General features: G+C 61.0%; 28 protein-coding genes. 10 read left to right on the top strand and 18 right to left on the bottom strand.

From position 1 onward, the window contains the following. Positions 1 to 15: 15 nt before the first annotated feature. The 5 genes from AO064_RS09645 to AO064_RS09665 form a co-directional block, all read right to left on the bottom strand. Positions 16 to 747, bottom strand: a complete 732-nt coding sequence (locus AO064_RS09645) for a carbonic anhydrase (RefSeq protein WP_043204601.1) — start codon at positions 745 to 747, stop codon at positions 16 to 18. 227 nt (positions 748 to 974) lie between these two features. After that, the gene (locus AO064_RS09650) at positions 975 to 2,033 is read right to left on the bottom strand and encodes a PA0069 family radical SAM protein (protein ID WP_064053151.1); all 1,059 of its coding nucleotides are present in this window, start codon (positions 2,031 to 2,033) and stop codon (positions 975 to 977) included. A gap of 81 nt (positions 2,034 to 2,114) precedes the next feature. Next, complete coding sequence (locus tag AO064_RS09655; RefSeq protein WP_064053152.1) at positions 2,115 to 3,413, bottom strand: cytochrome c; 1,299 nt, start codon at positions 3,411 to 3,413, stop codon at positions 2,115 to 2,117. 12 nt (positions 3,414 to 3,425) lie between these two features. After that, on the bottom strand, positions 3,426 to 5,210 hold the full coding sequence (locus tag AO064_RS09660) for a GMC family oxidoreductase (RefSeq protein ID WP_012721497.1): 1,785 nt from the start codon (positions 5,208 to 5,210) through the stop codon (positions 3,426 to 3,428). Between the two features lie 2 nt (positions 5,211 to 5,212). Further along, positions 5,213 to 5,965 carry a gluconate 2-dehydrogenase subunit 3 family protein gene (locus AO064_RS09665; RefSeq protein WP_064053153.1) on the bottom strand — a complete coding sequence of 251 codons (753 nt, stop codon included), beginning with the start codon at positions 5,963 to 5,965 and terminating at the stop codon, positions 5,213 to 5,215. A gap of 273 nt (positions 5,966 to 6,238) precedes the next feature. Between AO064_RS09665 and AO064_RS09670 the strand changes: the two genes are divergently transcribed. Next, positions 6,239 to 6,895, top strand: a complete 657-nt coding sequence (locus tag AO064_RS09670; protein WP_064053277.1) for a phosphatase domain-containing protein — start codon at positions 6,239 to 6,241, stop codon at positions 6,893 to 6,895. Between the two features lie 73 nt (positions 6,896 to 6,968). Here AO064_RS09670 and AO064_RS09675 read toward each other — a convergent pair whose 3' ends face one another. Together AO064_RS09675 and prlC are read right to left on the bottom strand one after the other, a co-directional pair. Next, positions 6,969 to 7,244 (bottom strand): YheV family putative zinc ribbon protein, encoded by a 276-nt coding sequence (locus AO064_RS09675; RefSeq protein WP_012721494.1) that lies wholly within the window; start codon positions 7,242 to 7,244, stop codon positions 6,969 to 6,971. Beyond that, positions 7,241 to 9,292 carry an oligopeptidase A gene (gene prlC, locus AO064_RS09680; RefSeq protein WP_043204597.1) on the bottom strand — a complete coding sequence of 684 codons (2,052 nt, stop codon included), beginning with the start codon at positions 9,290 to 9,292 and terminating at the stop codon, positions 7,241 to 7,243. The genes AO064_RS09675 and prlC overlap by 4 nt, the downstream gene beginning before the upstream one ends. A 102-nt stretch (positions 9,293 to 9,394) precedes the next feature. On the opposite strand from prlC, the gene AO064_RS09685 reads away from it, so the two are divergent. Further along, positions 9,395 to 9,937, top strand: coding sequence for a gamma carbonic anhydrase family protein (locus AO064_RS09685; protein WP_064053154.1), 543 nt, complete (start codon positions 9,395 to 9,397; stop codon positions 9,935 to 9,937). Then, on the top strand, positions 9,934 to 10,629 hold the full coding sequence (locus tag AO064_RS09690) for an HAD family hydrolase (RefSeq protein WP_064053155.1): 696 nt from the start codon (positions 9,934 to 9,936) through the stop codon (positions 10,627 to 10,629). Before AO064_RS09685 ends, AO064_RS09690 begins: the two co-directional genes overlap by 4 nt. A gap of 49 nt (positions 10,630 to 10,678) precedes the next feature. On the opposite strand, the gene AO064_RS09695 is transcribed toward AO064_RS09690, so the two are convergent. Beyond that, complete coding sequence (locus AO064_RS09695; RefSeq protein ID WP_064053156.1) at positions 10,679 to 11,722, bottom strand: aminopeptidase; 1,044 nt, start codon at positions 11,720 to 11,722, stop codon at positions 10,679 to 10,681. 142 nt (positions 11,723 to 11,864) lie between these two features. On the opposite strand from AO064_RS09695, the gene AO064_RS09700 reads away from it, so the two are divergent. Further along, entirely contained in the window at positions 11,865 to 12,287 is a 423-nt protein-coding gene (locus AO064_RS09700; protein WP_046035872.1) for a PA0061/PA0062 family lipoprotein, read from the top strand. Here the strand turns inward: AO064_RS09700 and AO064_RS09705 are convergent, their stop codons facing one another. After that, positions 12,288 to 12,527 (bottom strand): DUF1161 domain-containing protein, encoded by a 240-nt coding sequence (locus tag AO064_RS09705; RefSeq protein ID WP_010207769.1) that lies wholly within the window; start codon positions 12,525 to 12,527, stop codon positions 12,288 to 12,290. 237 nt (positions 12,528 to 12,764) lie between these two features. Beyond that, positions 12,765 to 13,196 (bottom strand): OsmC family protein, encoded by a 432-nt coding sequence (locus AO064_RS09710; protein WP_012721488.1) that lies wholly within the window; start codon positions 13,194 to 13,196, stop codon positions 12,765 to 12,767. A gap of 218 nt (positions 13,197 to 13,414) precedes the next feature. Here AO064_RS09710 and AO064_RS09715 point away from each other — a divergent pair, with 218 nt between their 5' ends. Beyond that, the gene (locus AO064_RS09715; RefSeq protein WP_064053157.1) at positions 13,415 to 14,416 is read left to right on the top strand and encodes an LLM class flavin-dependent oxidoreductase; all 1,002 of its coding nucleotides are present in this window, start codon (positions 13,415 to 13,417) and stop codon (positions 14,414 to 14,416) included. Positions 14,417 to 14,566: 150 nt separating this feature from the next. Here AO064_RS09715 and AO064_RS09720 read toward each other — a convergent pair whose 3' ends face one another. Next, the gene (locus AO064_RS09720; RefSeq protein WP_012721486.1) at positions 14,567 to 14,794 is read right to left on the bottom strand and encodes a DUF1161 domain-containing protein; all 228 of its coding nucleotides are present in this window, start codon (positions 14,792 to 14,794) and stop codon (positions 14,567 to 14,569) included. A gap of 115 nt (positions 14,795 to 14,909) precedes the next feature. Beyond that, positions 14,910 to 15,125: a dodecin gene (locus AO064_RS09725; RefSeq protein WP_012721485.1), complete on the bottom strand. Its 216-nt coding sequence runs from the start codon at positions 15,123 to 15,125 to the stop codon at positions 14,910 to 14,912. Between the two features lie 154 nt (positions 15,126 to 15,279). On the opposite strand from AO064_RS09725, the gene AO064_RS09730 reads away from it, so the two are divergent. After that, on the top strand, positions 15,280 to 15,606 hold the full coding sequence (locus AO064_RS09730; protein ID WP_003170746.1) for an ElaB/YgaM/YqjD family protein: 327 nt from the start codon (positions 15,280 to 15,282) through the stop codon (positions 15,604 to 15,606). Between the two features lie 11 nt (positions 15,607 to 15,617). Here the strand turns inward: AO064_RS09730 and AO064_RS09735 are convergent, their stop codons facing one another. Then, the gene (locus AO064_RS09735; protein WP_012721484.1) at positions 15,618 to 16,514 is read right to left on the bottom strand and encodes a LysR family transcriptional regulator; all 897 of its coding nucleotides are present in this window, start codon (positions 16,512 to 16,514) and stop codon (positions 15,618 to 15,620) included. A 110-nt stretch (positions 16,515 to 16,624) separates the two neighbouring features. On the opposite strand from AO064_RS09735, the gene trpB reads away from it, so the two are divergent. The 4 genes from trpB (at position 16,625) to AO064_RS09755 (ending at position 21,050) form a co-directional block, all read left to right on the top strand. Continuing rightward, positions 16,625 to 17,851: a tryptophan synthase subunit beta gene (gene trpB / locus AO064_RS09740; protein WP_012721483.1), complete on the top strand. Its 1,227-nt coding sequence runs from the start codon at positions 16,625 to 16,627 to the stop codon at positions 17,849 to 17,851. Further along, positions 17,851 to 18,660 carry a tryptophan synthase subunit alpha gene (trpA, locus tag AO064_RS09745; protein WP_064053158.1) on the top strand — a complete coding sequence of 270 codons (810 nt, stop codon included), beginning with the start codon at positions 17,851 to 17,853 and terminating at the stop codon, positions 18,658 to 18,660. The genes trpB and trpA overlap by 1 nt, the downstream gene beginning before the upstream one ends. A 136-nt stretch (positions 18,661 to 18,796) precedes the next feature. Further along, positions 18,797 to 19,237, top strand: coding sequence for an anti-virulence regulator CigR family protein (locus AO064_RS09750; RefSeq protein WP_012721481.1), 441 nt, complete (start codon positions 18,797 to 18,799; stop codon positions 19,235 to 19,237). Between the two features lie 160 nt (positions 19,238 to 19,397). Further along, positions 19,398 to 21,050 carry an FAD-binding oxidoreductase gene (locus AO064_RS09755; RefSeq protein WP_064053159.1) on the top strand — a complete coding sequence of 551 codons (1,653 nt, stop codon included), beginning with the start codon at positions 19,398 to 19,400 and terminating at the stop codon, positions 21,048 to 21,050. 37 nt (positions 21,051 to 21,087) lie between these two features. Here AO064_RS09755 and AO064_RS09760 read toward each other — a convergent pair whose 3' ends face one another. From AO064_RS09760 to AO064_RS09780, 5 genes are all read right to left on the bottom strand, one after another. After that, entirely contained in the window at positions 21,088 to 22,392 is a 1,305-nt protein-coding gene (locus AO064_RS09760; RefSeq protein WP_064053160.1) for an MFS transporter, read from the bottom strand. A gap of 115 nt (positions 22,393 to 22,507) precedes the next feature. Then, positions 22,508 to 23,656 carry a galactonate dehydratase gene (gene dgoD / locus AO064_RS09765; protein ID WP_012721479.1) on the bottom strand — a complete coding sequence of 383 codons (1,149 nt, stop codon included), beginning with the start codon at positions 23,654 to 23,656 and terminating at the stop codon, positions 22,508 to 22,510. Positions 23,657 to 23,704: 48 nt separating this feature from the next. After that, complete coding sequence (locus tag AO064_RS09770; protein ID WP_046035868.1) at positions 23,705 to 24,325, bottom strand: 2-dehydro-3-deoxy-6-phosphogalactonate aldolase; 621 nt, start codon at positions 24,323 to 24,325, stop codon at positions 23,705 to 23,707. Position 24,326: 1 nt separating this feature from the next. Further along, complete coding sequence (locus tag AO064_RS09775; protein WP_012721477.1) at positions 24,327 to 25,286, bottom strand: 2-dehydro-3-deoxygalactonokinase; 960 nt, start codon at positions 25,284 to 25,286, stop codon at positions 24,327 to 24,329. Positions 25,287 to 25,382: 96 nt separating this feature from the next. After that, entirely contained in the window at positions 25,383 to 25,712 is a 330-nt protein-coding gene (locus AO064_RS09780) for a DOPA 4,5-dioxygenase family protein (protein ID WP_043204594.1), read from the bottom strand. Positions 25,713 to 25,714 lie beyond the last annotated feature (2 nt).

A 25,714-nucleotide genomic window follows, 5' to 3' on the forward strand; every position in this document is an offset into this window, starting at 1 on the left:
CGGCAGGGAAGTGTTTTAGAAGCGCGCTTTAGGCGTCGCGGAAGGAATTGGCCCTTCGCCGCCCAACGGTCGGAACGCCGACTGGTCGGCATCGTAGGCGCGGATTTCGCTGGTCTCGATGTTGTAGATCCAACCGTGGATAAACAGTTGACCATTGGCCATGCGCGAGGCCACGGAAGGGTGGGTACGCAAATGCTGCAGTTGGGCGATGACGTTTTCTTCGGTCAGCACCTTCATGCTTTCGCCTTCATTGGCGCAGTCGCAGTTGTCCTCGACCATGGACTTGGCGACCTCGGCGTGCCGCAGCCAGGCCCTTACCGTCGGCATCTTCTCCAGGCTGGCGGGATTGAGGACCGCCCGCATAGCGCCGCAATCGGAGTGCCCGCAGACGATGATGTGCTGCACGCCCAAGGCGAGAACCGCGTACTCGATGGCCGTGGAAACACCGCCGTTCATCTGGCCGTATGGCGGCACAACGTTGCCGACGTTACGCGTTACGAACAGGTCGCCCGGTGAGCTTTGGGTAATCAGCTCAGGCACGATGCGCGAGTCCGCGCAGGTGATAAACATCGCCCGTGGGCTCTGCGCCGTGGCGAGTTTCTTGAAGAGTTCTTCCTGCTGTGGGAAGACGTCGTGATGGAAATGCAAAAAGCCGTCAACGATATGCTGCAGCGCTGCATCGGCGGTTTCAGCCACCGGAGAGGCAGAAGCCGACGCAGCCAACGGCTGTTTATCCTTGTCACTCATGATTCATCCTCTTGATTAATGCAGGGGGAGTTTTCAGCTCAGTTCGACGTCAGGCCAAGGCAATAGTTGTAAACGCTACAAACCGGGCCGCCGACTCATCAGTCACTCGCTGAACAAGGTAACCGTCGAAACTTAACTCAAACTGAATGAACCGCTCTATCTCGCGGCTTTCAGTGATATCAAAACGCGACCATTCCCACAGGGATTTCGCCTTTCACCTCTTCAGTCTACAACAAAGCCATCTGCCTGCCCGGTGGACAAAAGGCGCTGCAATCGAGGTTGAAGCCTTCCCGCCGGTTGAGCCCCAGGCGCTTGATCGCCTTGCTGAAGCGCTGCGCCAGCAAATCGGCAAACGGCCCTTCGCCACGCATGCGCACACCGAAGCGGCTGTCGTATACCTCACCGCCGCGCACCTGACGCACCAGGCTCATCACGTGGGCCGCGCGTTGCGGGTAATGCGCCGCCAGCCACTCCTCGAACAACGGCGCCACCTCCAGCGGCAGGCGCAGCATCATGTATGCGGCACTTTGCGCGCCAGCGGCATGGGCTTCGGTTAAGAGGCTTTCCAATTCACTGTCGTTGATCATCGGGATCATCGGCGAGCACAGCACGCCCACCGGGATCCCGGCTTCACGCATCACCCGAATCGCCCGCAACCGCGCCTTGGGCGCCGCCGTGCGTGGCTCGAGGATGCGCTTGAGTTCATCATCCAGGCTGGTGAGGCTGATCATCACGGCCACCAGTCGCTGGCGGGCCAGCTCGGTGAGCAGGTCCAGGTCGCGCAAAATCAGTGACCCCTTAGTGATGATCGTCACCGGGTGGCGATAACGCAGCAGCACTTCCAGGGTTTGCCGGGTGATGGTGTACTCGCGCTCGATCGGCTGGTACGGGTCGGTATTAGAACCGAGGTTGATCGGCGCACACACATAGCCCGGCTTTGACAGTTGCTGCTCCAGCACCTCGGCAGCGTTGGTCTTGGCGATCAGCTTGGTTTCGAAATCCAACCCCGGCGACATGTCCCAATAAACATGGCTGGGCCGCGCATAGCAGTAGATGCAGCCGTGCTCGCAGCCACGGTAGGGGTTGATCGACCGATCAAACGGCAAGTCCGGCGAGTTGTTGCGGGTGATGATGGTCTTGGCCGTTTCGATGCGCACTTCGGTGCCCTGGGTCGGCGGCACTTCCTGGAACCAGCCGTCGTCTTCGGCCACGCTGACAGTCGGCGCAAAGCGGTTGTGCAGGTTGGTGGCCGTGCCCCGGCCTCGGGGTGGCAGCGGAGTAGACATGAAAGCGCCTCGATACTGTTTTTATATACAGTATCGAGGCGCGAGGTTTCTGACCAGTGCCGTTTGGCGGCCAGGGAGGGATCAGTGCTTTTGCGTCACTTGTCCCAGGTCATCACCGGAGGTGGTACGCATGTCGTTCTGGCGCAGGTTCTCCACGTCGCTGGCGGTCACCGGCGCGCCTTTATTGCCCCAGCTACCCCGGATGAAACTGACCACGTCGGCCACCTCCTGGTCAGACAGGCGCCAGGCGAACGCCGGCATGGTGAACGTCGACGGCGCCGCATGGGTAGCCGGCAGAGTACCGCCGTTCAACACGAGGTTGATCAACGATGTGGCATCCGCCGTCTGCAACACCGGGTTGCCCGCCAACGCCGGGAACACGCGTGTATAACCATGGCCATCGGTACGGTGGCAGGCGGCGCAGTTGTCGATATACACCGAGGCGCCGCGCTGGCTGTCATCGCCTTTCCAGAGGGCATCCGCTACCTGCTTGTCGTAAGGGTGCGGCTGATCCTTGGGGTCCACCGCCGGCAGGCTCTTGAGGTAACGGGCGATAGCCGTGAGGTCATTTTCCGACATGTACTGCATGCTGTGGACGACAACATCGCTCATGCCGCCAAACACCGCACTGCGATCACTGCGACCGGTCTTGAGAAATTGCACCAGTTGCTCCTCGCTCCAACTGCCGAGGCCGTCCTTGTGGTCACCGCGCAGGCTCTTGGCAATCCAGCCTTCCAGTGGCGCGCTGCCGGACAGGAACGCGTTGCCGTCAGTGGCGCTCAGGGCTTTTTCCTGCATGGTCAACGCCCGTGGCGTATGGCACGCGCCACAGTGGCCGAGGCCTTCCACCAGGTAAGCGCCGCGGCTGATCACCGGATCGGCAGCGGCCTGCACCGGATGCTCTTCGACAGACGGGGCAAACATCCATCGCCACGCCGCCAGCGGCCAACGCATGCTCAAGGGCCAGGGAATATCGCTGTCCTTGTTCTCCTGGGCGACGGGCTCAACACCCTTCATGAAATAGGCATACAACGCCTGCATATCGCTGTCGCTGACGCGTGCGTAAGACGGGTAGGGCATCGCCGGGTAAAGCGTACTACCGCTCTTGGCGACGCCATGGCGCACGGCCTTGTCGAAGTCTTCGAAGCTGTAGTCGCCCAGGCCGGTCTTGTGCGGGGTGATATTGGTGGAATAGATCACACCGATGGGGGTTTCCATCGGTAGCCCGCCGGCAAAGGGTTTGCCGCCCTTGGCGGTGTGGCAGGCCACGCAGTCACCGGCGCGGGCCAGGTATTCCCCTTGCTTGATCAAGTCAGTGTCAGCGGCGCTCACCGAGCAGCTGCTGAACAGGGCGAAGGTCGCGATAACAAGTGCTTTCATGGTCATCGCTCCTTATGCCTGAACCAGTGGGCCGGGGTTTTTCAGGTACTGCTCGCGGATCGCCCGGGCCGACCAATAGGTCAGCGCCGCCACCAGGCCGGTGGGGTTGTAGCCCAAGCCTTGTGGGAACGCGGAGGCGCCTGGGACAAACACGTTGTGTACATCCCAGCACTGCAGGTACCGGTTCAACGCACTGGTTTTCGGGTCGGTGCCCATGATCGCACCGCCATTGAGGTGGGTGGTCTGGTAGGACGCGGTGTTGAAGTGTTCACCAACCTTTTTGCCAAGCACGGCAATCGCCTTGGGGTTCATCGCCTCGGCGACCTTGCCCATTTTCTCGACCATGAAGCGGTTCATCTTGATGTCGTTTTCCTGCCAGTCGAACGTCATCCGCAGCAGCGGCAGGCCGTAGGCATCGCGGTAAACCGGGTCCAGATCCAAGTAGTTGCCCCGGTAGGATTGATGGGCGCCATGGGCATCCATCGACACTTGGTGGGTGTAGTAATCGGCGGTGGCGCGCTTCCACGCGCTGCCCCAGGCCGGGGTACCCGGCGGGTTGGAGGTGCCGGCAATCGGTCGGCTGCCGGCCTGGTTGACCCACATCGGCGAACCGCCCACGAAGCCGTGAGGCCCGTGGTCGAAGTTATCGGCGTTGAAGTCATCGATGGCCACGCCATTACCGCCCGCACCGATGAAGTTGTTGGTGTGGGTGTCCTTGTCGAAGAACGCCTTGATGGTCGCCATGTTCTGGTAGGCGAAGTTCCTGCCCACCACGCCCTCATTGGTAATCGGGTCGTAGGGCTTGCCGATGCCCGACAACAGCATCAAGCGCACGTTGTGAAACTGGAAGGCACCGAGAATCACCAGATCGGCCGGCTGCTCGCATTCGCGGCCCTGGGCGTCGATATACGTCACGCCGGTGGCCTTGCTCTTGGTGCTGTCGAGGTTGACCTTGAGCACGTGGGAATTGGGCCGCAGCTCAAAGTTCGGCACCTGGCGCAGCGCCGGCAGGATGTTCACGTTCGGCGAAGCCTTGGAATACATGTAGCACACGTAGCCACTGCAGAAGCCACAGAAGTTGCACGGGCCCATCTGCGCGCCGTAGGGGTTGGTGTAAGGCCCCGATGTATTGGCTGACGGCAGGTTGTAGGGTTTGTAACCCACGCTGGCGGCCGCTTTCTGAAACAGCTGTGCGGAGACGGTGTTCTTCTGCGCTTCCAGTGGGAACGGGTTGGAGCGATCCGGTGCATACGGGTTGCCGCCACGGCCTTCGCCTACTCGCTGACCTTTCACGGTCCAGGCTTGGCCGGAGGTGCCGAAGACTTTTTCCGCGTAGTCGAAAAACGGCTCCAGCTCTTCATAGCTGACGCCGAAGTCCTGGATGGTCATGTCCTTGGGAATGAACTGCTTGCCGTAGCGCTCTTCGTAATGGCTGCGCATACGCAGCTCGATCGGGTCGACCCGGAAATGCACGCCCGACCAGTGCAGGCCCGCGCCCCCCACGCCATTGCCCGGCAAAAACGCACCTAACTGACGGTTAGGCAGGGCAACGTCATTCACGCTGTGGCGAATGGTCACCGTCTCTTTGGAGATGTCCTGGAAGAGTTTCTTACGCACGCTGTAGGTCAATTCGTCGATGACCTGGGGATAGTTGCCGTCCGGGTAAGTGTCCTGCATCGGGCCGCGCTCCAGCGCGACCACGTTGAGGCCCGCTTCCGTCAGTTCCTTGGCCATGATCGCGCCGGTCCAGCCGAAGCCTACGATCACTGCATCCACTTTCTTCATGATGGTCGCCACGCTTATGCCCTCTCGCCACGGATTGAAACGGCCGGAAAGGGGTACTGCTCGTTGCGTTCCACCCAGTCCATGAAATCGGCGCGGGCGCCGGGGAAGCCGATCATGGTCCAGCCGACCATGCCTTTGTTGCCACCGTGAATCGGGTCGCAGAAGAACCCTTCCTTGGTGTTTTGCAGCAACAGGTTGAAGAACATCTTCGACGGCACCGCCTCGAAATGCGCAGCAACTTCGCCACCGCCAGCCTCCAGGCGGCGCAACATATCGTCTCGGGTAGCGCTGTCTTGCGCAGCAAAAACCTTACCGTTGAACGCCTTCGACCAGGCATCCGTCGCGGCAATACCCAAGCGGTAGATCTCCTTGGGGACCAATTTGCTCTGCCAACCCATTTCCGGCGGCGCATCGGCGTTGAAAGGGCCTTGCATGAACCACAGGGCTCCGCTGGCATACGGCGTATTCATCTGGCGGTCGATGTATTCCGGCACACCGGCTTCCAGGGCACCCGGGCCTTGGGCGTCAGCGGGGATCAAACGCTCGACGGCGGCGTTGATAAACGCCCACTCCTCGGCCGTGAAGTAAGTCGGCTCGTAGGCTTTTTCGTCAGCCACAGGCTTGGCAGGCGCAGCCTGGACGGGTTCAGGCGTCGCCATCAGCATCGAACCGCCAAGGCCGGTGCTGGCAACCGTGACCACCGGGATCAAGGTCAAGGATTTGCGCAAAAAGTCACGCCGGGGGTTGTCTTGATCTTGATCAGACATGGTGGCACCTCATCATGTGGTCACGGGTTTATCAGCCGCTTCTGGGAGTGGCTTGGTGTTTTTGAGCAGCGAGTTGGATCCAAAAGATCCAAGGAGATAGAACGCAGCGGCAATCAATAGTTACAAATGATAGCAGGCTAAGGATGTAGAGAATCGTTTCAGCGACTAAAGACTGAGGGATTCACGATTCTTTGACGAGCACCTCACGCCTCATTGACCCCCGGCAGACGAAGCTGAGCACCCTCTCCACCCTTCTGCCCGGTCATGTCACAGATGCTCAAGAATCAATGGTTGTCGGGTGTGGGCCTCGCGCTCATGGCACTCTTCACCAGCGCTTACGCCCACGCCGACGAGCCCACGTCCATCCGTTCAGCCGAATGGGCGCAGCCTGTGGGCAACCAATACAACCTTCACCAGATGACGCCCACGCTCTACCGCAGCGCGCTACCGGACGGCAACGCGGCGCCTCTGCTGGAAAAACTGAAGATTGGCACCGTGATCAATTTCCTACCGGAATCCGATGCCGACTGGCTCAAGTCCCCCAACATCCGACAGGTACAGCTGAGTTATCGCACCAACCACGTAGATGACTCCGACGTGCTGGCGGCACTGAGAGCCATCCGGGAAGCCGAGGCCAACGGCCCTGTGCTGATGCATTGCAAGCACGGCTCTGACCGTACCGGCCTGATGGCGGCGATGTATCGGGTGGTGATCCAGGGATGGAGCAAAGAAGATGCCTTGAACGAAATGACCTTGGGCGGTTTCGGCACCAGTAATGGCTTCAAGGACGGCGTTCGCTACATGATGCGCGCCGATGTCGACAAGTTGCGCACGGCGTTGGCGAGTGGCGATTGCAGCACCAGTGCGTTTGCGCTGTGTTCGATGAAAGATTGGATCACGACAACGGGCAAGGACGAAAAAGTACCGTAGTGCACGTGCTGTGAGCGCCGGACGTGCCCGCGGTGCAGGCAAGCCCGCTCCCACAGGGAGCGGGCACCCGACGTTACTCTTTCTTGAGCTTCGGGTTGGGGAAAAACTGCACCGCCTGCACCTTAGGGTCCGCAGGCGCTTTCAGCGCCGAGGTATTCACCCGCGTCCCCAACTCCTTGGGCACCGACAGCCCCTGGTCATTGAGGGTGTCTGTATACCCGCAGGCCACACACTCGCGATGCGGTACGTTGTCCTCAGTCCACATCTTCAGCTTGTCCGGCTCACTGCACGCCGGGCAGACCGCCCCGGCGATAAATTGCTTTTTGGTAATCACAGGCCCTTCGCTCATGCTGCCGCGTCCTCACTCAGGCCGCTGTGGCGCAAGAGTGCGTCAATCGATGGCGCCCGTCCGCGGAAGTCGACGAACAGCACCATCGGTGCCTGGGAACCGCCACGTGCCAGGATGGCTTCGCGGAACGCACGGCCGGTTTCGGCATTGAGCACGCCGTCTTCCTCGAACTTGGAGAAGGCATCCGCCGACAGCACTTCGGCCCACTTGTAGCTGTAGTAACCCGCGGCGTACCCCCCGGCGAAGATGTGCGCAAAGCTGTTGGGGAAGCGGTTGTAGGCCGGCGGACGCATCACCGACACCTCATCGCGCACGCCTTCGAGCACTTGCGCCACGCTGCGGCCGTCACCGTGGGTGGCATGCAGTTCGAAGTCGAACAGCGAGAATTCCAGCTGGCGCACCATCATCAGGCCGGACTGGAAGTTCTTGGCTGCGAGCATTTTTTCCAGCAGGTCCTGGGGCAGTGGCTCACCGGTTTCATAGTGACCGGAGATCAGCGCCAGGCCCTCCGGCTCCCAGCACCAGTTCTCCATGAACTGGCTCGGCAACTCCACCGCATCCCAGGCCACACCGTTGATGCCGGACACACCAGCGTGTTCAACACGGGTCAACAGGTGATGCAAGCCGTGGCCGAACTCGTGGAACAGCGTGGTGACTTCATCGTGGGTCAGCAGGGCTGGCTTGCCGCTGTCGGCCGGGGTGAAGTTGCACACCAGGTTGGCCACCGGGCTTTGCAGCACGCCGTCAATCGTGCGGCGACGGTCGCGGGCGCCGTCCATCCAGGCACCGCCGCGCTTGTTGGCGCGGGCGTACAGGTCGAAGAAGAAGCGGCCGACGTGCTGGCCGTTTTCCTTGATTTCAAACAGGCGGACATCCGGGTGCCAGGTGTCGAAGCCTTTCTGCTCGGCGATCTCAATGCCGTACAGACGCTGCACGATGGCAAACAGGCCGCCGAGCACTTTGTCGATCGGGAAGTAAGCGCGCAGGGCTTCCTGAGACACGCTGTAGCGTTGTTCACGGAGTTTTTCGCCGTAGAAACCACTGTCCCAGCTTTGCAGGTCGGCGCAGCCTTGTTCGGCGGCGTAAGCCTTGAGCTGTTGCAAGTCCTGGGCGGCAAACGGCTTGCTGCGCTTGGCCAGGTCACGCAGGAAACTCAGCACCTGGTCGCTGGACTCAGCCATTTTGGTGGCCAGGCTCAGTTCCGAGAACGACGCGTAACCCAGCAACTGAGCCAGCTCCTGACGCAGGTCGAGGATCTGTTCCATCACCGGGCCGTTATCATGCTGACCGGCATTCGGGCCTTGGTCCGACGCACGGGTGCAGTAGGCCGCGTAGACTTCTTCACGCAGGGCGCGGTCCTGGGCGTAGGTCATCACCGCGTAGTAGCTCGGGAACTCCAGGGTGATCAGCCAGCCGTCGAGACCTTTGGCCTGGGCAGCAGCAGCCATCTGCGCCTTGGCTGAGTCGGTCAGGCCGGCGAGGGTGGCCTCATCGGTCACGTGTTTGGTCCAGGCCTGGGTGGCGTCCAGCAACTGGTTGGAAAACTTACTGCCCAGCTCGGACAGTTTGCTTTGCACTTCGGCGTAGCGTTTTTGCTGCTCGGGCGGCAAATCGATACCCGACAAGCGGAAGTCGCGCAGAGAATGTTCCAAGATGGTTTTTTGCGCCACGTCGAAACCGGCGGCTTCCGGGCTGTTGGCCAGGGCTTCAAAGGCCTGGAACAGCGCACGGTTCTGGCCCATCTCGGTGGAGTAGGCGCTCAACGCCGGCAGGCAGCCTTCATAGGCTTCGCGCAGTTCGGCACTGTTGCACACGGCATTAAGGTGGCTGACCGGGCTCCAGGCGGCGCCCAGGCGGTCGTTCAGTTCATCCATGGCCAGGACCAGGCCGGCCCACGTCGGGTTTTTACCCTGGCTTTGCAGGATGCCTTCGATGGCAACGCGGTTGTCGGCGAGGATCTGTTCGATGGCCGGCTGGACGTGCTCGGCACGGATCGCCGAGAACGGCGGCAGGTCGTAGGACTGCAGAAGAGGGTTGTTCGCGCTCACGGTTGGCACCTTGGCTGAAGAAACAGGTAAGAACAAAGATGGGGCCATCTTAATTACAATCAACGTCCACCGCAGCTATCAGCAGAAGAGAGAGAGGCTATCGTGACCCTTCGCACCTATCAGAACCACACGCCGGCCCTGGGCGCCGGGGCTTTTGTCGATATTTCGGCGGTGGTGATCGGCGATGTCGAAATCGGCGCCGACAGCTCGGTCTGGCCACTGACCGTGATCCGTGGCGACATGCACCGCATCCGCATCGGTGCGCGTACCAGCGTGCAGGACGGCTGCGTGCTGCACATCACCCATGCAGGCCCCTTCAACCCGGACGGTTTCCCGCTGTTGATCGGCGACGACGTCACTATCGCCCACAAAGTCATGCTGCATGGCTGCACCGTGGGCAGCCGCATCCTGATCGGCATGGGCAGCATCGTGATGGACGGCGCCGTGGTTGAGGACGACGTGATCATCGGCGCCGGCAGCCTGGTGCCGCCGGGCAAGCAACTCGAAAGCGGTTTTTTGTATGTCGGCAGCCCGGTTAAACAGGTCCGCCCACTGACTGACAAGGAACGCGCCTTTTTCACCTACAGCGCCGCGAACTACGTGAAGCTCAAAGACTTGCACCTGGCTGAAGGATTCGACCGATGAGCCTGCCTTACCAAACCGTGCTGTTCGACCTGGACGGCACCCTCACCGACCCGCGCGAGGGCATCACCCGCTCGATCCAGTACGCCCTCGGCAAGCTGGGTATCGACGAGCCGGACCTGAGCAAACTGGAACACTTCATTGGCCCGCCGTTGCTGCAAGCCTTCATGCAGTTCTACGACTTCGACGAGGCCAAGGCCTGGGAAGCGGTGAATTTCTATCGCGAGCGCTTCAAGGTCACCGGCCTGTATGAAAACCGGGTATTCGACGGCGTGATGCCGCTGTTGGAAGACCTGGGCAGCCAGGGCCGCCAGCTCTATGTGGCGACGTCCAAGCCGTGGATATTTGCCCGCGAGATCGCCCGGCATTTCGATTTCGCCAAGCACTTCAAGGTGATCTACGGCAGCGAATTGGACGGCACGCGTACCAATAAGGTCGAGCTGATCGCGCATTTGATCAGCGAAGAAGGCCTGGACCCGAGCACCACCCTGATGATTGGTGACCGCAAGCATGACCTGATCGGTGCGCGCAGCAATGGGCTGGATTCGGCGGCGGTGGGGTATGGGTTTGGCAGTTTTGAAGAGTTGAATGCCGAGGCGCCGACTTGGCATTTCGAGACGCTGGCACAGATGCATCAGGCGTTTTTGCAGCGGTCTTTAGGGCCTCATCGGGGGCAAGCCCCCTCCCACAGTTGATCTGTATACGCCGTTCAAATGTGGGAGGGGGCTTGCCCCCGATGAGGCCCTAAAGACCACCCCCTTCCAACTGCCTCAACGCCGCCTTGCGCTGCCCCACCGGCAACCCACCCAGCTTCTCCACCGCCGCATAAAACCTCACCCAATCCCCACCTTCCCGCGCAAACAACGCCGCAAACGCTGGCACCCACTGGTCATACAGCCCAAACGGCAACAGCCGCGCATTGTTCATGGGCTGATTGACCCAAGCGTCATAACGCTTATCCCCGCCCCACTGGTGATCGCGCATGTGCCGATATTCGGCGCGCAAACGCTCGAACTGATCCGCCTTGGCCTGACGCATCGCATCAGCTGCCAACGGTTGGGCGTAGAGCTTTTCCAAACGTTGACGGGTATCGAGGACTAACTGGATAAATTGATCACGCTGCTTCGACGTCGATAGGCTATCCGCTGCCAAACCGCGTGCAGCACGCCACTGGCGCGTACCCTCCTGCTCGACAAAATTGGCAAACGACTCGTTGAACTCGGTGTCATCCTTCACATAGAAACGCTGGTGCGCCAGCTCATGGAAGATCAGCGTGGCCAGGCGCTCATCGCCCCAGTTCATCATTGAATTCATGATCGGGTCGTTGAACCAGCCCAAGGTGGGATAGGCCTCGACGCCACCGATCGACACATCCATGCCCTGCTGCTTCAACAACGCGGCTTCGCCACGCGCCGCGCCCTGGTTGTAGTAACCGCGATAGGCCACACAGCCGGCGATGGGGAAGCAATGAGTTTCGGGTGACAGGGAAAACTCCTGCGTGGCGAAGACGTTCCAGACCACATAGGGCCGGCCGATGTCGGCATACAACCTGTAACTCTGGTTGTCGGGCAGGTGCAGGTGTTCACTGGCGAACGTGCGCGCCTTTTGCGATTGCGCCAGATGCTCGCGCAATAACGCTGGGCGGGAAGGGTCGGCAATCACCTGCGCCACCGGCTCCCGGGCGCGTAGCAATTGCCACTGACCACTGGCCAACTGGCCGTAATAACTGACACTGGAGCAGCCGCTGAGCAGCACAACCATCAACCCTGGAAGAAAACGCCTGACCATGCCCCTACCGCTCCTGGGTAATTTGCTCGCCAGACTATCGCGCCCGCACGGAATTTTTCCATCGCATGAAGTGTTTATACTCATAGGAAGTCTGCTGCCGTCGGCGCCGGGCTCAATTCTCTCTTTGCGTCGAGTGCCTGCCATGCGTCAGCTCTTGTTTCCCGTCGCCGCCCTGTTCCTTAGTGCCTGCACCACCACGCCCGTACCGCCGGTGGACCCGCAGCAAGCCTGGGTCGATTTCACCACGCCGACGCCGGGGTCCAAGCTGGTAATGGCGCAGCGTCTGGACGGCAAGAACCTGGATGACGGGCGTTTCTTCCAGTTCCCGCCCGGCCATCATGAACTGATGGTGCGTTTCGACTTTGAAGTCCCCGCGGGCGGCGGTTTGGGTGGGCTGAGCCAGATGATGTACCGCACCTGCTTCATGACCCTGGAATACGATCACTTCCAGGCCGGCCAGCGCTATGTGCTGGAAGGGCGCTCGCTGGCCTTCACACCCAATATCCGGTTGTATGACTCGGCGCGTCAGTTGCTCGCGGAAGAACGCAGCGTCAACTGCCTCTGATCAGTCGTTGTTCTTCTGGTAGACGATGGCCTTGGTGCCGTTCTCACAGCTGCCGACAACCATGGCGCTGTCGTGCTTGTCGGCTTCTTCCTTGCTGACGATCTCCAGGGTGTAGGACGGAACCGCGTTAGCCTGGATCTTGACCTCGATCTCTTTCCTGAGCTCTTCGCAGTCTTTGGGTGCGGCCACAGCCGAGGTGGCCAATACACCGCAGATGATTGCCAAGGCAAAACGTTTCATGTTTGAAGCTCCCTGAATGCATTGCGCACGAGTGTGCGGCTAAGGCTGCATGGTAATAGGACCACACTTACAAAACACGAGTTCTGATCCAACGCAGAACTAAATGTGGGAGGGGCGGTGCGACGATTCGACTTGCCCCCGATGGCGGTCGATCAGCAACAGAGATGTTGACTGCTTCACCGCTATCGGGGGCAAGTCGAATCGTCGCACCGCCCCTCCCACATTGGACCTGCTGCGTTAGCCAACCAAGGTGGCATCCAGGCTGATTTTCGCGTTCAGCACTTTCGACACCGGGCACCCTTCCTTGGCCTTTTTGCTCAGTTCATCGAACTGCGCCTGGCTCGCGCCGGGAATCTTGGCCTTAAGGATCAAATGCACGGCGGTGATCGCAAAACCACCTTCAACCTGGTCCAGGGTCACTTCAGCCTGGGTGTCGATGCTGTCAGCCTTGAGCCCGGCATCGCCAAGAATCATGGAAAACGCCATGGAGAAACAGCCGGCATGGGCTGCGCCGATCAATTCTTCCGGGTTGGTGCCCTTACCGCCCTCGAAACGGGCCTTGAAGCCGTAGGGCGCTTCACGCAGCACGCCGGTTTCCGTGGAAATGGAACCCAGGCCAGTCTTCAGGTCACCTTCCCAATGCGCGGATGCTTTTTTAACGATACTCATAGCGGTCTCCTCGAACGGTGGTTTTGCGTCAGTAAGGGTTCTGAGGATAGACGGCCCGGCAAAGTTCATCTTGTCGGAGAAACCTAGCGATTTAGTAGGAAATTTCTACGCTCGCTATTGAATCTCGGGTATATGCCCTCATTGCATAGAACATGCACATGATGCGGCAGGTTTTGGTTCGTCTAAGAAGCCTGCGCCCCCATTGGAGAAGCAGGCTTATGAAATCGCTGTCCGACGTAAAGTTCTCGACCCTCGACCTGGTGCCCGTGCGGGCCAACGGCAGTCCGGCGCAGTCGCTGCGCAATTCACTGGACCTGGCCCAGCACGTGGAAAAGTTCGGCTACAACCGTTTCTGGGTGGCTGAACACCACAACATGGACGGCATCGCCAGCTCGGCCACCTCGGTGTTGCTGGGTTACCTGGCCGGTGGCACTTCGACCATTCGCGTCGGTTCCGGCGGTGTGATGCTGCCCAACCACGCGCCTCTGGTGATTGCCGAACAGTTCGGTACCCTGGAAAGTCTCTACCCCGGCCGTATCGACCTGGGCCTGGGCCGCGCGCCCGGCTCCGACCAGATGACCGCCCGCGCCCTGCGCCGTGAACGCTCCGGCAGCGCCGATGACTTCCCGGACGACGTAGCCGAATTGATGGCCTACCTCGGCCCACGTACGCCTGACCAACGGGTGATCGCCGTGCCGGGCACCGGTACCAACGTACCGGTGTGGCTGCTGGGCTCCAGCCTATTCAGTGCGCAGCTCGCCGGTGAGCGCGGTTTGCCTTACGCCTTCGCCTCGCATTTCGCACCGCGCCTGATGCATGAAGCGATCCGCGTGTACCGCAACCACTTCAAGCCTTCGGCCGTGCTGGACAAGCCCTACGTGATGCTCGGCATTCCGTTGGTTGCGGCGGACAACGATGAACAGGCGAACTACTTGGCGACCTCCGTGTACCAACGCATTCTCGCGCTCATGCGCGGGCAGAGCCTGGTGCAGCGCCCTCCGGTCGACAGCATGGATGGCCTGTGGTTGCCCCATGAAAAAGAGGCGGTCGGCAGCTTCCTCGGCCTGGCGATGGTCGGTGGCCCAGCGAAGATCCGCGCCAAACTGGAAGTGTTGATCGAGCAAACCGGCGCCGACGAGCTGATTTTTACCAGCGACCTGTACGAGCATGCTGACCGGATTCATTCCTACGAGCTGCTTGCGCAAGTAATGAAAGGCTAAATCCCAGGCGAAAAAAACCGACGCACTTGTGGCGAGGGAGCTTGCTCCCGCTGGGCTGCGTAGCGGCCCCAAAAAACGGAGCGCTGCGCACTCCAGCGGGAGCAAGCTCCCTCGCCACAAGTACGTCGGTTTTATGTCTGGAGCACGAGGTTAACCGCGCTTGTAGGCGATTTCCTTGGTGCCGGCTTCGCAGCTGCCGACTACGGTGTAGCCATCGGCTGCAGCGCCTTTATCCACCACTTCCAGCGAATAACCCGAAGCGCCCTTGGCGTCGATTTTCGCTGCAATCTCGCTTTTCAGCTCTTCACAAGGCTTGCCCGCCGCCAGGGCTGTGCCGGCAATGCTCAACAAACCTACCGCTAACAGGAACTTCTTCATCCGTTACTTTCCTTGCGCTGATCAAAAAGAGCGTGCCGACGCTCGTGGCATCGGCACCCATTGGTTGTAGCGCAGGTTATGGCAATCGGCCAGTCGGCAAGTTCAACCGATGCGATCAACTACTGGCAATTCGGAATCCCACCTTGAGGGTGACCTGATAGTGCGCAACCTTGCCGTCTTTGATGTGGCCACGGGTTTCAGCCACCTCAAACCACTCCAAGTGCTTGATGCTCTTGTTGGCTTCGGCGATTGCGTTGTTGATGGCGTCCTCGATGCTGGTCGTCGATGAACCCACCAGTTCGACTTTCTTGTACGTGTGATGATCAGACATGGCGTTTCTCCTGAGGTCTCTAGTGAGCGTAGCAGTCAATGTTCGTACTGCTTCAGGCGACGGTTCCTACCTGAAAGTTCAGATTTACTGCACTTTCTGAAACGGCCGCAGTCGGTATCTACACACGCCACTCAATCACTTCAGGAGAGTCCAAATGGCTAACACTTCTTTACGCAAAGCATCGCTGGAAAGCATGGAAGCCGAGATTTCGAGCCTGCTCAAGTCTCTGGAGAGCCTCAAGGACGATGCGTCCGATGAGTCGCGCAAAACGTTGAAGGCCCTGAAAAGCAACGCCGAGAATGCCCTCAAGCACTCCCGTCACCTGATCAGCGATGCCTACGAAGAAAGCAAAGTCAAAATCCGCGAAACCGGTGTTGCCACCCGGGATTACGCACAAGAGCACCCATGGACCACAGCCGGCGTCGCTGTCGGTGCACTGGGTCTGCTGGCTGCTTATCTGCTGTGCAAACGTGGTGACTGATTGTTTACCGGCTAAACCGGCTCGCGCAACAGCTCAGCCTTGAGCCACTGCGCCAGTTGCCCAGCGCGCCCGTCTGCGGCGCGCTTGGGTAGCCACAACGCCAAGTGCGCCGGGGTTTCACTGAACCCCCACGGCGCCACTAGGCGACCTGCTCGCAGGTCCTCTGCCACCAATGGCTCGGGTGCAATCGCCACCCCCAATCCCGCCACCGCCGCCTCCAGCAAATAATACAAATGCTCGAACCCCTGGCCATGCTTCAGTGCGCCGGGCGCGATGCCGTGTTGCTGCGCCCAACTGGGCCAGGCTTGCGGGCGGGAGGTGGTGTGCAATAACGCTTCATCACACAAGGCCTGGGCGGGAGCCTGGCGCAAGTGCTCGTAGCCGGCATACCGTGGGCTCATCACAGGCCCGATGCGCTCGCTGGCCAGTTCATACACCTGCATATCCGCCGGCCACGGCGGCTCTGCGAATACCAGCAAGGCATCCAGACCCGGCCGCCTGGGGTCGAGGTCACCGTCACCCGCCGAGAGGTGCAGGCGCAAATCCGGCAGGTCGGCGTTCAAGCGCCCCAGGCGCGGGATCAACCAGCGTGCCAGCAAGCTACCCGAGCAACCCAGCACGAACGGTGCATCGGCGCTGCTTTGGGTGAGCTCGGCGCACACATCTCGCAGCCGGTCGAACGCCTCGGCGCTGGCATCACGCAAACGCACGCCGGAATCTGTGAGTTTAAGGCCACGCCCATCCTTGACGAACAGGCTGATACCCAAGTGCTCTTCCAACACCTTCAACTGACGGCTGACGGCGCCATGGGTCACGTGCAATTGCTCGGCGGCCTGGCTGACGCTATTGAGCCGCGCTGTCGCTTCAAAGGCACGCAAGGCGTTAAGGGGCGGAAGGTCTCGGCTCATTTGTGAGTTTTCCTGACAGGTTGCGGCGATCTTATCGGTTTTCAGCGTGGAACGTCAGAGGTAGAGTGGCCGTCATTGCTTTTCACACGAATGCTTACCTGGAGCCTCCCATGACTCAGTCCCAGACCGATCTACGCAACGGCCCAGACGCCAACGGCCTGTTTGGCGCGTTCGGCGGCCGTTACGTCGCTGAAACCCTGATGCCGTTGATCCTCGACCTGGCCCGCGAATACGAAGCGGCCAAGGACGATCCGGCATTCAAAGAAGAACTGGCCTACTTCCAGCGCGACTACGTCGGCCGTCCAAGCCCGCTGTATTTCGCCGAGCGGCTGACCGAGTTCTGCGGCGGCGCCAAGATCTACCTCAAGCGCGAAGAGCTGAACCACACCGGCGCGCACAAGATTAACAACTGCATCGGCCAAATCCTTTTGGCACGGCGCATGGGCAAAAAACGCATCATCGCCGAGACCGGCGCCGGCATGCACGGCGTGGCCACTGCCACCGTGGCTGCTCGCTTTGGCCTGCAATGCGTGATCTACATGGGCACCACCGACATCGAGCGCCAGCAAGCCAACGTGTTCCGCATGAAGCTGTTGGGCGCCGAAGTGATCCCGGTGGTGGCCGGCACCGGCACCCTCAAAGATGCGATGAACGAAGCCCTGCGTGACTGGGTGACCAACGTCGACGACACGTTCTACCTGATCGGCACCGTGGCCGGCCCGCACCCGTACCCTGCCATGGTGCGTGACTTCCAGGCCGTAATCGGCAAGGAAACCCGCGACCAGTTGCAAGCCCAGGAAGGCCGCCTGCCGGACAGCCTGGTGGCGTGCATCGGCGGCGGTTCCAATGCCATGGGCCTGTTCCACCCGTTCCTGGATGACACCAGCGTCGAGATCATCGGCGTTGAAGCGGCCGGCTACGGCATCGAGACCGGCAAGCACGCCGCCAGCCTCAACGGCGGCGTACCGGGCGTGCTGCACGGCAACCGCACCTTCCTGTTGCAGGACGACGACGGCCAGATCATCGACGCCCACTCTATTTCCGCAGGCCTGGACTACCCCGGCATCGGCCCTGAACACGCCTGGTTGCATGACATCGGCCGCGTCCAGTACACCTCGGTGACCGACGACGAAGCCCTGGACGCGTTCCACAAATGCTGCCGCCTGGAAGGGATCATTCCTGCACTGGAAAGCGCCCACGCCCTGGCCGAAGTGTTCAAGCGTGCACCGACCTTGCCGAAGGATCACCTGATGGTGGTCAACCTCTCGGGCCGTGGCGACAAAGACATGCAGACGGTGATGCACCATATGGAAACCGCTAAGCAGGAGAAACACTGATGAGCCGCCTGCAAACCCGCTTTGCGCAGCTGAAAGAACAGAATCGCGCCGCCCTGGTGACCTTCGTCACTGCTGGCGATCCTGGCTATGACACCTCCCTGGCGATCCTCAAAGGTTTGCCGGCCGCCGGCGCCGATGTGATCGAACTGGGCATGCCGTTCACCGACCCAATGGCCGACGGCCCGGCGATCCAGCTGGCCAACATCCGCGCGCTGGAAGCCAAGCAGAACCTGGTGAAAACCCTGCAAATGGTTCGCGAGTTCCGCAAGGACAACAACGACACGCCGCTGGTGTTGATGGGCTACTTCAACCCGATCCATAAATACGGTGTGCCTACGTTCATCGCTGACGCCAAGGAAGCCGGGGTCGACGGCCTGATCGTGGTCGACATGCCACCTGAGCATAACGGCGAGCTGTGCGACCCGACTCAGGCCGCCGGCATCGACTTTATCCGCCTGACCACGCCGACCACTGACGATGTGCGCTTGCCGACAGTCCTGAACGGCAGCTCCGGCTTTGTGTACTACGTGTCGGTGGCCGGCGTGACCGGTGCCGGCGCCGCGACCCTGGAACACGTCGAGGAAGCCGTGACCCGTCTGCGTCGTCATACCGACCTGCCGATCAGCATCGGCTTCGGTATCCGTACGCCGGAACAAGCGGCGGCCATCGCCCGTCTGGCCGACGGAGTGGTGGTGGGTTCGGCGCTGATCGATCACATCGCCAACGCCAGCAACGACCAGCAAGCCATCGACGGCGTGTTGAGCCTGTGTGCGGCGCTGTCGGAAGGCGTTCGTAACGCTCGTAAGTAAAGGCTCCGTAACCAGTAGGTAAAGTTCCTGATACAGAGGAATCAACCCGCTCGGGCACGGCCTAAACAGCAAGACCAAGGGATTTCGAACCGTGTTCGAGATCCCTTTTTTGTAGGTGTGCCCTGAGGAATACCCGATGAAAATGCCCAAATCCGTGATTGCGGGCCTTGGCGTGCTGGTGCTTGGCGCCAGCGCCCTGGTGCAGGCCGCGCCTTATGACCAAGGCGGCCCAGACCGTGGCGGCCCGCAAGGCCAGCACGAACAACGTGGCGACGACCATCGCGGCCCGCCGGATAACCGTCGCGGCGGCCCACCCCAGGACTTTGGCCCGGTTCGGCAGATCATCCACGACAACCACGGCCAGTTCTCCCGTGGCGCGCCGCCGCCGCCGAATGTACGCCTGGTGCGTGGCCAGCCGTTGCCTCGTGGTTATTACGGCGAGCGCCTGGACAACCGTGCCCTGGCGCGCCTCCCGGTGTATCCAGGTTATGAATGGCGCCGTTCCGGGCCGGACGTGGTGTTGATCGCGGTGGGCACCGGCATCGTCTACGAGATTCTCGACGGCGTATTAAATTAACGCCGCCGTTTTCTCAGCTAGGCTGAGGGATGAACATGACGTTCATCCCTCAGCGCTTCTTGCCTATTGCCGTCTAACCACCTGAAAGCCACGCATTACCTGCCTATCGGTCGTTAAGTTAGCTGCATCAGAAGCCATTTTTGTCTCCCAGGAGCACATCATGGCATTTGACCTCGTCAACAATCTGGACCGCCGTCACTCAACCTTGCAAAAAGGCTTCAACCCACGCTGGCCACTGGACAATGTGCAGGGTGAATCATCGCCCAACGGCGCCAACCTGATTTACCTGTGTTACAGCCCCCAGGACATTATCGATGCCGCCGCCCAAGCCCTGGCTGCCCCCAATGCCCGGATAACGGTGCGCAGCGGAGGCCATTGCTACGAAGGATTTGTCTCCAACAAGATGCCCGACAGCCCCGATGAGCAGTTGTCGATTCTCGATATCGGGCAAATGAACAAAATAGCCTACGACGCCGCCGGAAAAATCGGTTCTGTGCTGGTGCCAGGGTTGCCGTACGGCTATAGATTCCGCTTGGAGGCTGGCTGCCAGAACTGGGAGACCACCGTCGCCTTGTACAAAATGGCCGAGATGGCGCTGCCCAGCGGCTCCTGTTATTCAGTTGGCCTGGGTGGGCACATATGCGGCGGCGGCTACGGATTGCTGTCACGCAAGTACGGCCTGGTCTGTGACTGGCTGGATGGCGTGGATATATTGGTCGCCAACGCAACGGGTTCAGGCCTCGAACCGAGGCATGTCTCCCGGGACAGCACCGACCCGGCCGAGCTTGACCTGTTCGCAGCGTGTTGCGGCGCCGGTGGCGGGCAGTTCGGCATCATCACCAGCTACTATTTCAAAACACTGCCCCAAGCGCCAAAGGAAGTCCTCTGGCTGGCGCTGGAGTGGGATTGGTCGACCCTCACTCGACCCGCACTCGAACGCCTGCTGCACGCTTATCAGGCGTGGTTTGCGGTCAATCAGGCCGCCCCATCGACCTGGGGCCTGGCGACGAAGCTGGAGATGCGCCATCTGAATACCGGCAATGTGACGCTGGGCATCCATTATGTCGACGAAGACGGAGGGCTCGATGACCTTGCGCCCTTCGATGACTTCGTCAACCGTATGCTGGCAGCGGCGGGCGTAGAGGCGACGGAGTCTCTCTTGCCGTTCCACGTGGTGCATCAGCCGCGAGACACTCAGCAGGGGCGCCCGGTCAACTCGCTGCACTCCGCCCATGAAGCGGCCCGACGCCTCGACTGGCTGTACGCAACCCAGTCGCTGAACGGATCCGGCGACAATCAGCGGGGACGTTATAAGTCCGCCTATCAGAAGGGCGGCTTCACACCGCAGGTGTTGGAGGCCATCTGGAAAACCCTGACGCGGGACGATCCCGACCGTCACCTGACTCAAAGCCTGATCCAGATACAGTCCTTCGGTGGACGCATCAACGCGATGGATGGCCCGACACTGGCGCAAACGTCGGCGGGACAGCGCTCCTCGTACCTCAAGTGGCAACCGCAGTGCTACTGGCGCCACCCTAGTGCTGCAGCCGATCAGGCCAATGCCAACTGGATAAGGGGGCTGTTTTACGACGCCTTCGCCACCGGAGCGCCGGACGCCCCCGAGTTCGAGGGCTGTTACATCAACTATCCGGACCTGGACATGACCTACGTCCGTGGCAACCCCGCCAACGACAAGAACCCGAACTGGTATGGGATCTTCTTCCCCAACACCATTATCGAAAGCCGCCTGCGACGCACCAAGCAACGCTGGGACCCGCTGAATGTGTTCCGTAACGAGATGTCAGTGCCTTGAGCCCACACAACGGGCGACCCTAAGGTCGCCCGTTTTCCTACAACTCGATTCGCTCCACCTTACCGACCAGCAACACATAGGAAAGCGCGCCCAGCAACGCCAGCACCGCGATATAAGTGATCGCCGGCGCAAACGAATCGCCACTGGCCAGGAAGCCAATCACAATCGGCGTGGTAATTGCCGCCAAGTTGCCGATAAAGTTGAACACGCCACCGGTCAATCCCAGCAAGCGTGCGGGGGCCAGTGTCGACACCAGCGACCAGGTAATCGAGGCCAGGCCATTGCCGAAGAACGCCACCGCCAGGAACGCAATCACCCACGCCGTCGAGTCCACGTAGTTGGCGCCGATGATCGCCGTGGAAATCAGCAACCCGCCAATGATCGGCAACTTGCGCGCAAACCCCACCGACGCGCCGCGACGAATCAGCCAGTCGGAAAACACCCCGGAACACAGCACGCCGACAAACGCCGCGAGAAACGGCAACGACGCCAGCAGGCCGGACTTGATGAAGTCCATGCCGCGATATTTCACCAGGTAGGTCGGGAACCAGGTCAGGAAGAACCAGAGCGTGGAGTTCAGGCAGAACTGACCGAGGTAGATGCCCCAGAGTTTGCGCTTGCTCAACACGATGCCCAGGTCGACCCAGCTGAACGGCGCCTTGACCGTTTTCGCCTGCATATCCACCAGCCCGCCCCCTTCACGGATCAGCTCGATCTCCGCGGCGTTGGCGCCTTTGAAATCCTTGGGCTCGCGATACACCGCGTACCAGATCACCGCCCACAAGATGCCCACGCCGCCCGTGGCGACAAACACCATGTGCCAGCCAAATGCGTGCTGCAGCCAAGCCAATACCGGCGTGAGAAACGCCAGCCCGACAAACTGCCCGGAGGTGTACACGCCAATCGCCGTGGCGCGCTCGCGCTCGGGAAACCACGTGGTGACTACACGGCTGTTGATCGGGTAAGCCGGGGCTTCCAACGCCCCCACCGCCATACGCAGCACGAACAGCGCGATAAAGCTGGCAGCGAAGCCGAGCATCACGGTGGCAATGGACCACAACAGCAGCGCAGCGGTGTAGAGAATGCGCGGCGGCACGCGGTCCACCAGCCAGCCGCCGGGGATTTGCATGGCGGCGTAGGTCCAGCCGAACGCGGAGAAAATCAGCCCGACGTGCACCGGGTCGATGCCCAGTTCACTGGTCAGCGCGGGCGCTGCGATCGACAGGTTGCTGCGGTCGAGGTAGTTGATCACCACGGTGATAAACAGCAGCACCATGATGAAAAAACGCTTTCTGGTAGGCGTGACGAGAGAAGCCTGCCCGGTGAAGGACTCAGGGTGCATGGGGGATGCCTCTTCTTATGTTTATTGAGGACAGATCTGACTGAAGAAACGAGGTAAATGTGGGAGGGGGCTTGCCCCCTCCCACATTCTCTAACCGCGTTTGTTCAGAGGAAAATCACCACTCGGCGAAGCTGCCGTCGGCGTGGCGCCAGATCGGGTTGCGCCAGCGGTGGCCGATGGCCGCGCGTTCGATCACGTATTCCTCGTTGATCTCAATGCCCAGGCCCGGCCCGTTAGGGATCTTCACGAAGCCTTTGTCGTAGTCGAAGACTCGCGGATCTTTCACATAGTCGAGCAGGTCATTGCTCTCGTTGTAGTGAATGCCCAGGCTTTGCTCTTGGATAAACGCGTTGTAGCAGACCGCGTCCAGTTGCAGGCAGGCTGCCAAGGCAATCGGGCCCAGCGGGCAGTGGAGGGCCAGGGCCACGTCGTAGGCTTCGGCCATGTTAGCGATCTTGCGGGTTTCGGTGATGCCACCGGCGTGGGACGCATCCGGCTGAATGATGTCGACGTAACCTTCGCTGAGCACGCGCTTGAAGTCCCAGCGCGAAAACAGGCGTTCGCCCAGGGCAATCGGCGTGCTGGTCAGCGGTGCCAGTTCTTTCAACGCTTCGTAGTTTTCGCTGAGCACCGGCTCTTCGATAAACATCAATTTGTACGGGTCCAGCTCCTTCATCAGCACCTTGGCCATGGGTTTGTGCACCCGGCCATGGAAGTCGACGCCGATACCGACGTTGGGGCCGACGGCATCACGCACGGCGGCCACGTTGGCCAGGGCCAGGTCGACTTTTTCGAAGCTGTCGACGAACTGCAGTTCTTCGGTGCCGTTCATTTTTACCGCCGTGAAGCCACGGGCCACGGCCTCTTGGGCGGCGCGGGCGGTGTCGGCCGGGCGGTCGCCGCCGATCCACGAGTACACGCGAATCTTGTCGCGCACCTGGCCACCGAGCAGGTCGCTGACGGAAACGCCGAGGGCCTTGCCCTTGATGTCCCACAGCGCCTGGTCGATACCGGCGAGGGCGCTCATGTGCACGGCACCGCCCCGGTAGAAGCCGCCACGATAGAGTACGGTCCAGATGTCTTCGATATTGCGGGGGTCTTTGCCGATCAGGTAGTCGGACAGCTCTTCGACGGCAGCTGCCACGGTGTGGGCGCGGCCCTCGACCACGGGCTCACCCCAGCCGGTCACGCCCTGGTCGGTCTCGACCTTGAGGAAGCACCAGCGCGGCGGGACGATGAAGGTCGTCAGTTTGGTGATTTTCATCTGTTATCTCTCTTATAGATGCGGCGCCTGTGGGCGCGGAACTTGAAGTCAGCTCAGGGCTTTCCAGGCGGCGACATAAGCCTGGGCGCGGCTCGCTACCTGATCCACTGTCATACCCGGTTTGAACAACCCGGAACCCAGCCCGAAACCTTTGGCGCCGGCGTCGATGAACACCTGCATGTTGTCCGGGGTGATGCCGCCCACCGGCAGCAGCAAGGTGCCGGCCGGCAATACCGCCAGCCACGCCTTGATCACCGCCGGGCCCATTTGCTCAGCCGGAAACAGCTTCAATACGTCGGCGCCTTCGGCCAATGCGGCGAAGGCTTCGGTCGGCGTCGCCACGCCCGGCGACAGGAACAGCCCCGCCGCTTTCGCGGCACGCAACACCTTGGCATCGCTGTGAGGCATTACGATCACCTGGCCACCGGCCGCCTTCACCTGCTCGACCTGCTCAGGCAGCAACACCGTACCGGCACCGATCAGGCAATCGGCGGGCAGGCTGTCGCGCAGGGTGCGGATGCTGGTGTAAGGGTCAGGCGAATTCAGCGGAACTTCGATCACGCGAAACCCGGCCTGGTACAGCACCTGGCCAACGGCCTCGGCTTCGTCCGGGCGGATGCCGCGCAGGATGGCGATCAAACCGTTTTGCGCGAGTGCTTGCTTGAGCATGTCAGGCCTCCGATACAGGTTGAGTGAGCCCGGCCGCTACGGCCAGTTGCCACAGGCCACGCTCGGTGGCTTCCTGCGCCAGGCTGACGTGGGCAAAGCCGCAAAGGGCAAGGGCGCGTTGATAACGGGCGCAGAGAGGAGCGGCGCCGACCAGGACGATCGGCGTGTGTTTTGCGCTGCCGGGCAAGCCGGCGAGTTCATGGCCAATCAGCAGCCCGGAGAGGTAGTCGGGCTGCTGGTCGGGGGCGAGTGCGCCAGTGAGCCCGAGGGTGCGTGCACTGAACAGGGTCGACAGCACACCGCGCTCGCCGTCCGTCGACAGCGCCACGTGCACGCCTCGGTCAAAGGCTTCGGCCTGGAAATGCTCGCAAGGTTGCTGGGTGCGCCCGAGGATGCTGTGCTTGCTCAGCACCGCGAACAGCTCGCCGGTCATGAAGGTGTCGAAGTGGGTGATGCAGCCTTCGACCACTTCGACCCATTTGGAATGGCTGCCGGGCAGGCCGATCAACCCATCGACGCCCAGCCCTTGCAGCACGCCTAATACCTGGGTTTCTTCGCCGCGCATCACGTTGGGCAAGCCAACCTGCTCGATCACACCTGGGACGATATGCACGTCGACCCCACGCAAGCTGCGTACCCGGTGCAGGGCCTGGCCCAGGCTCGCCACGTCGACCGGGGTGTTGCGGTAGGCCGCTTCGCTCCAGCCCTGGGCGCTGCCGACCATGCCACAGGCGATCACCGGCAGGGTGGGCGCGGCGTCGAGCCAATCGCCGCAGGCTGCATCGAACGCCAACTCGAAGCCATCGCTGCAGTGAACACCGGCGATAACCCGCGGCTCGCTGGGCAAATGCATGATGCCCCACGCCAGCGAGCGCTGTTCCAGCACCACGCCTGCGGGGCCGAGTTTATAAGCACGAAGGGAGCTGGTCCCCCAATCGAGCGCGATCAATTGCGCCTGCATCGCTTCACCTGAGTTCTGAGCGGATGCAGCGAATATAAACCTACGCGCGAGGAAGTCTCAATATATAAATATCAATCCCATATTTAGGGATGTAGTTTAGGAAAAGGCTGACAAGTTCAGTTCCCGCATGGCGCCCATCCAGATGGCATAGTCGGTGTGATCCTTCAGGTCATCGCCGGTATCCGGGTGCAGGAACACCACCAGCCCATTGCGATGGATGACCAGCCACGGCAGCACCACGCCGATGTATTCGGCATCGAACGCCAACTGGCAGCTCCAGTCCGGGTGCGGGCCTACCGGCCGTTGGTGCACGCGCCCCATGCGCAGCGGGAAAAGCTTGGCGGCGTCTTCGCACAAGGTGCGCGCCTGTTCGATAGTGTTCGCGTCGAAGTAGATATGGGCGTGGTAACCCTTGATACGTTGCATGA

It is taken from the genome of Pseudomonas marginalis (assembly GCF_001645105.1).
In the GTDB taxonomy this organism is placed as follows: Bacteria; Pseudomonadota; Gammaproteobacteria; order Pseudomonadales; family Pseudomonadaceae; genus Aquipseudomonas; species Aquipseudomonas petroselini.

Coding starts and splice junctions, on each gene's coding strand:
- AO064_RS09690 (WP_064053155.1), top strand. CDS start 9,934: ATGAGCCTGCCTTACCAAACCGTGCTGTTCGACCTGGACGGCACCCTC.
- AO064_RS09770 (WP_046035868.1), bottom strand. CDS start 24,325: ATGCTCAAGCAAGCACTCGCGCAAAACGGTTTGATCGCCATCCTGCGC.
- AO064_RS09715 (WP_064053157.1), top strand. CDS start 13,415: ATGAAATCGCTGTCCGACGTAAAGTTCTCGACCCTCGACCTGGTGCCC.
- dgoD (WP_012721479.1), bottom strand. CDS start 23,656: ATGAAAATCACCAAACTGACGACCTTCATCGTCCCGCCGCGCTGGTGC.
- AO064_RS09735 (WP_012721484.1), bottom strand. CDS start 16,514: ATGAGCCGAGACCTTCCGCCCCTTAACGCCTTGCGTGCCTTTGAAGCG.
- AO064_RS09710 (WP_012721488.1), bottom strand. CDS start 13,196: ATGAGTATCGTTAAAAAAGCATCCGCGCATTGGGAAGGTGACCTGAAG.
- AO064_RS09775 (WP_012721477.1), bottom strand. CDS start 25,286: ATGCAGGCGCAATTGATCGCGCTCGATTGGGGGACCAGCTCCCTTCGT.
- AO064_RS09760 (WP_064053160.1), bottom strand. CDS start 22,392: ATGCACCCTGAGTCCTTCACCGGGCAGGCTTCTCTCGTCACGCCTACC.
- AO064_RS09730 (WP_003170746.1), top strand. CDS start 15,280: ATGGCTAACACTTCTTTACGCAAAGCATCGCTGGAAAGCATGGAAGCC.
- AO064_RS09700 (WP_046035872.1), top strand. CDS start 11,865: ATGCGTCAGCTCTTGTTTCCCGTCGCCGCCCTGTTCCTTAGTGCCTGC.
- AO064_RS09645 (WP_043204601.1), bottom strand. CDS start 747: ATGAGTGACAAGGATAAACAGCCGTTGGCTGCGTCGGCTTCTGCCTCT.
- trpB (WP_012721483.1), top strand. CDS start 16,625: ATGACTCAGTCCCAGACCGATCTACGCAACGGCCCAGACGCCAACGGC.
- AO064_RS09655 (WP_064053152.1), bottom strand. CDS start 3,413: ATGAAAGCACTTGTTATCGCGACCTTCGCCCTGTTCAGCAGCTGCTCG.
- AO064_RS09750 (WP_012721481.1), top strand. CDS start 18,797: ATGAAAATGCCCAAATCCGTGATTGCGGGCCTTGGCGTGCTGGTGCTT.
- AO064_RS09780 (WP_043204594.1), bottom strand. CDS start 25,712: ATGCAACGTATCAAGGGTTACCACGCCCATATCTACTTCGACGCGAAC.
- AO064_RS09675 (WP_012721494.1), bottom strand. CDS start 7,244: ATGAGCGAAGGGCCTGTGATTACCAAAAAGCAATTTATCGCCGGGGCG.
- AO064_RS09725 (WP_012721485.1), bottom strand. CDS start 15,125: ATGTCTGATCATCACACGTACAAGAAAGTCGAACTGGTGGGTTCATCG.
- AO064_RS09670 (WP_064053277.1), top strand. CDS start 6,239: ATGCTCAAGAATCAATGGTTGTCGGGTGTGGGCCTCGCGCTCATGGCA.
- AO064_RS09720 (WP_012721486.1), bottom strand. CDS start 14,794: ATGAAGAAGTTCCTGTTAGCGGTAGGTTTGTTGAGCATTGCCGGCACA.
- trpA (WP_064053158.1), top strand. CDS start 17,851: ATGAGCCGCCTGCAAACCCGCTTTGCGCAGCTGAAAGAACAGAATCGC.
- AO064_RS09705 (WP_010207769.1), bottom strand. CDS start 12,527: ATGAAACGTTTTGCCTTGGCAATCATCTGCGGTGTATTGGCCACCTCG.
- AO064_RS09695 (WP_064053156.1), bottom strand. CDS start 11,722: ATGGTCAGGCGTTTTCTTCCAGGGTTGATGGTTGTGCTGCTCAGCGGC.
- AO064_RS09665 (WP_064053153.1), bottom strand. CDS start 5,965: ATGTCTGATCAAGATCAAGACAACCCCCGGCGTGACTTTTTGCGCAAA.
- AO064_RS09755 (WP_064053159.1), top strand. CDS start 19,398: ATGGCATTTGACCTCGTCAACAATCTGGACCGCCGTCACTCAACCTTG.
- AO064_RS09650 (WP_064053151.1), bottom strand. CDS start 2,033: ATGTCTACTCCGCTGCCACCCCGAGGCCGGGGCACGGCCACCAACCTG.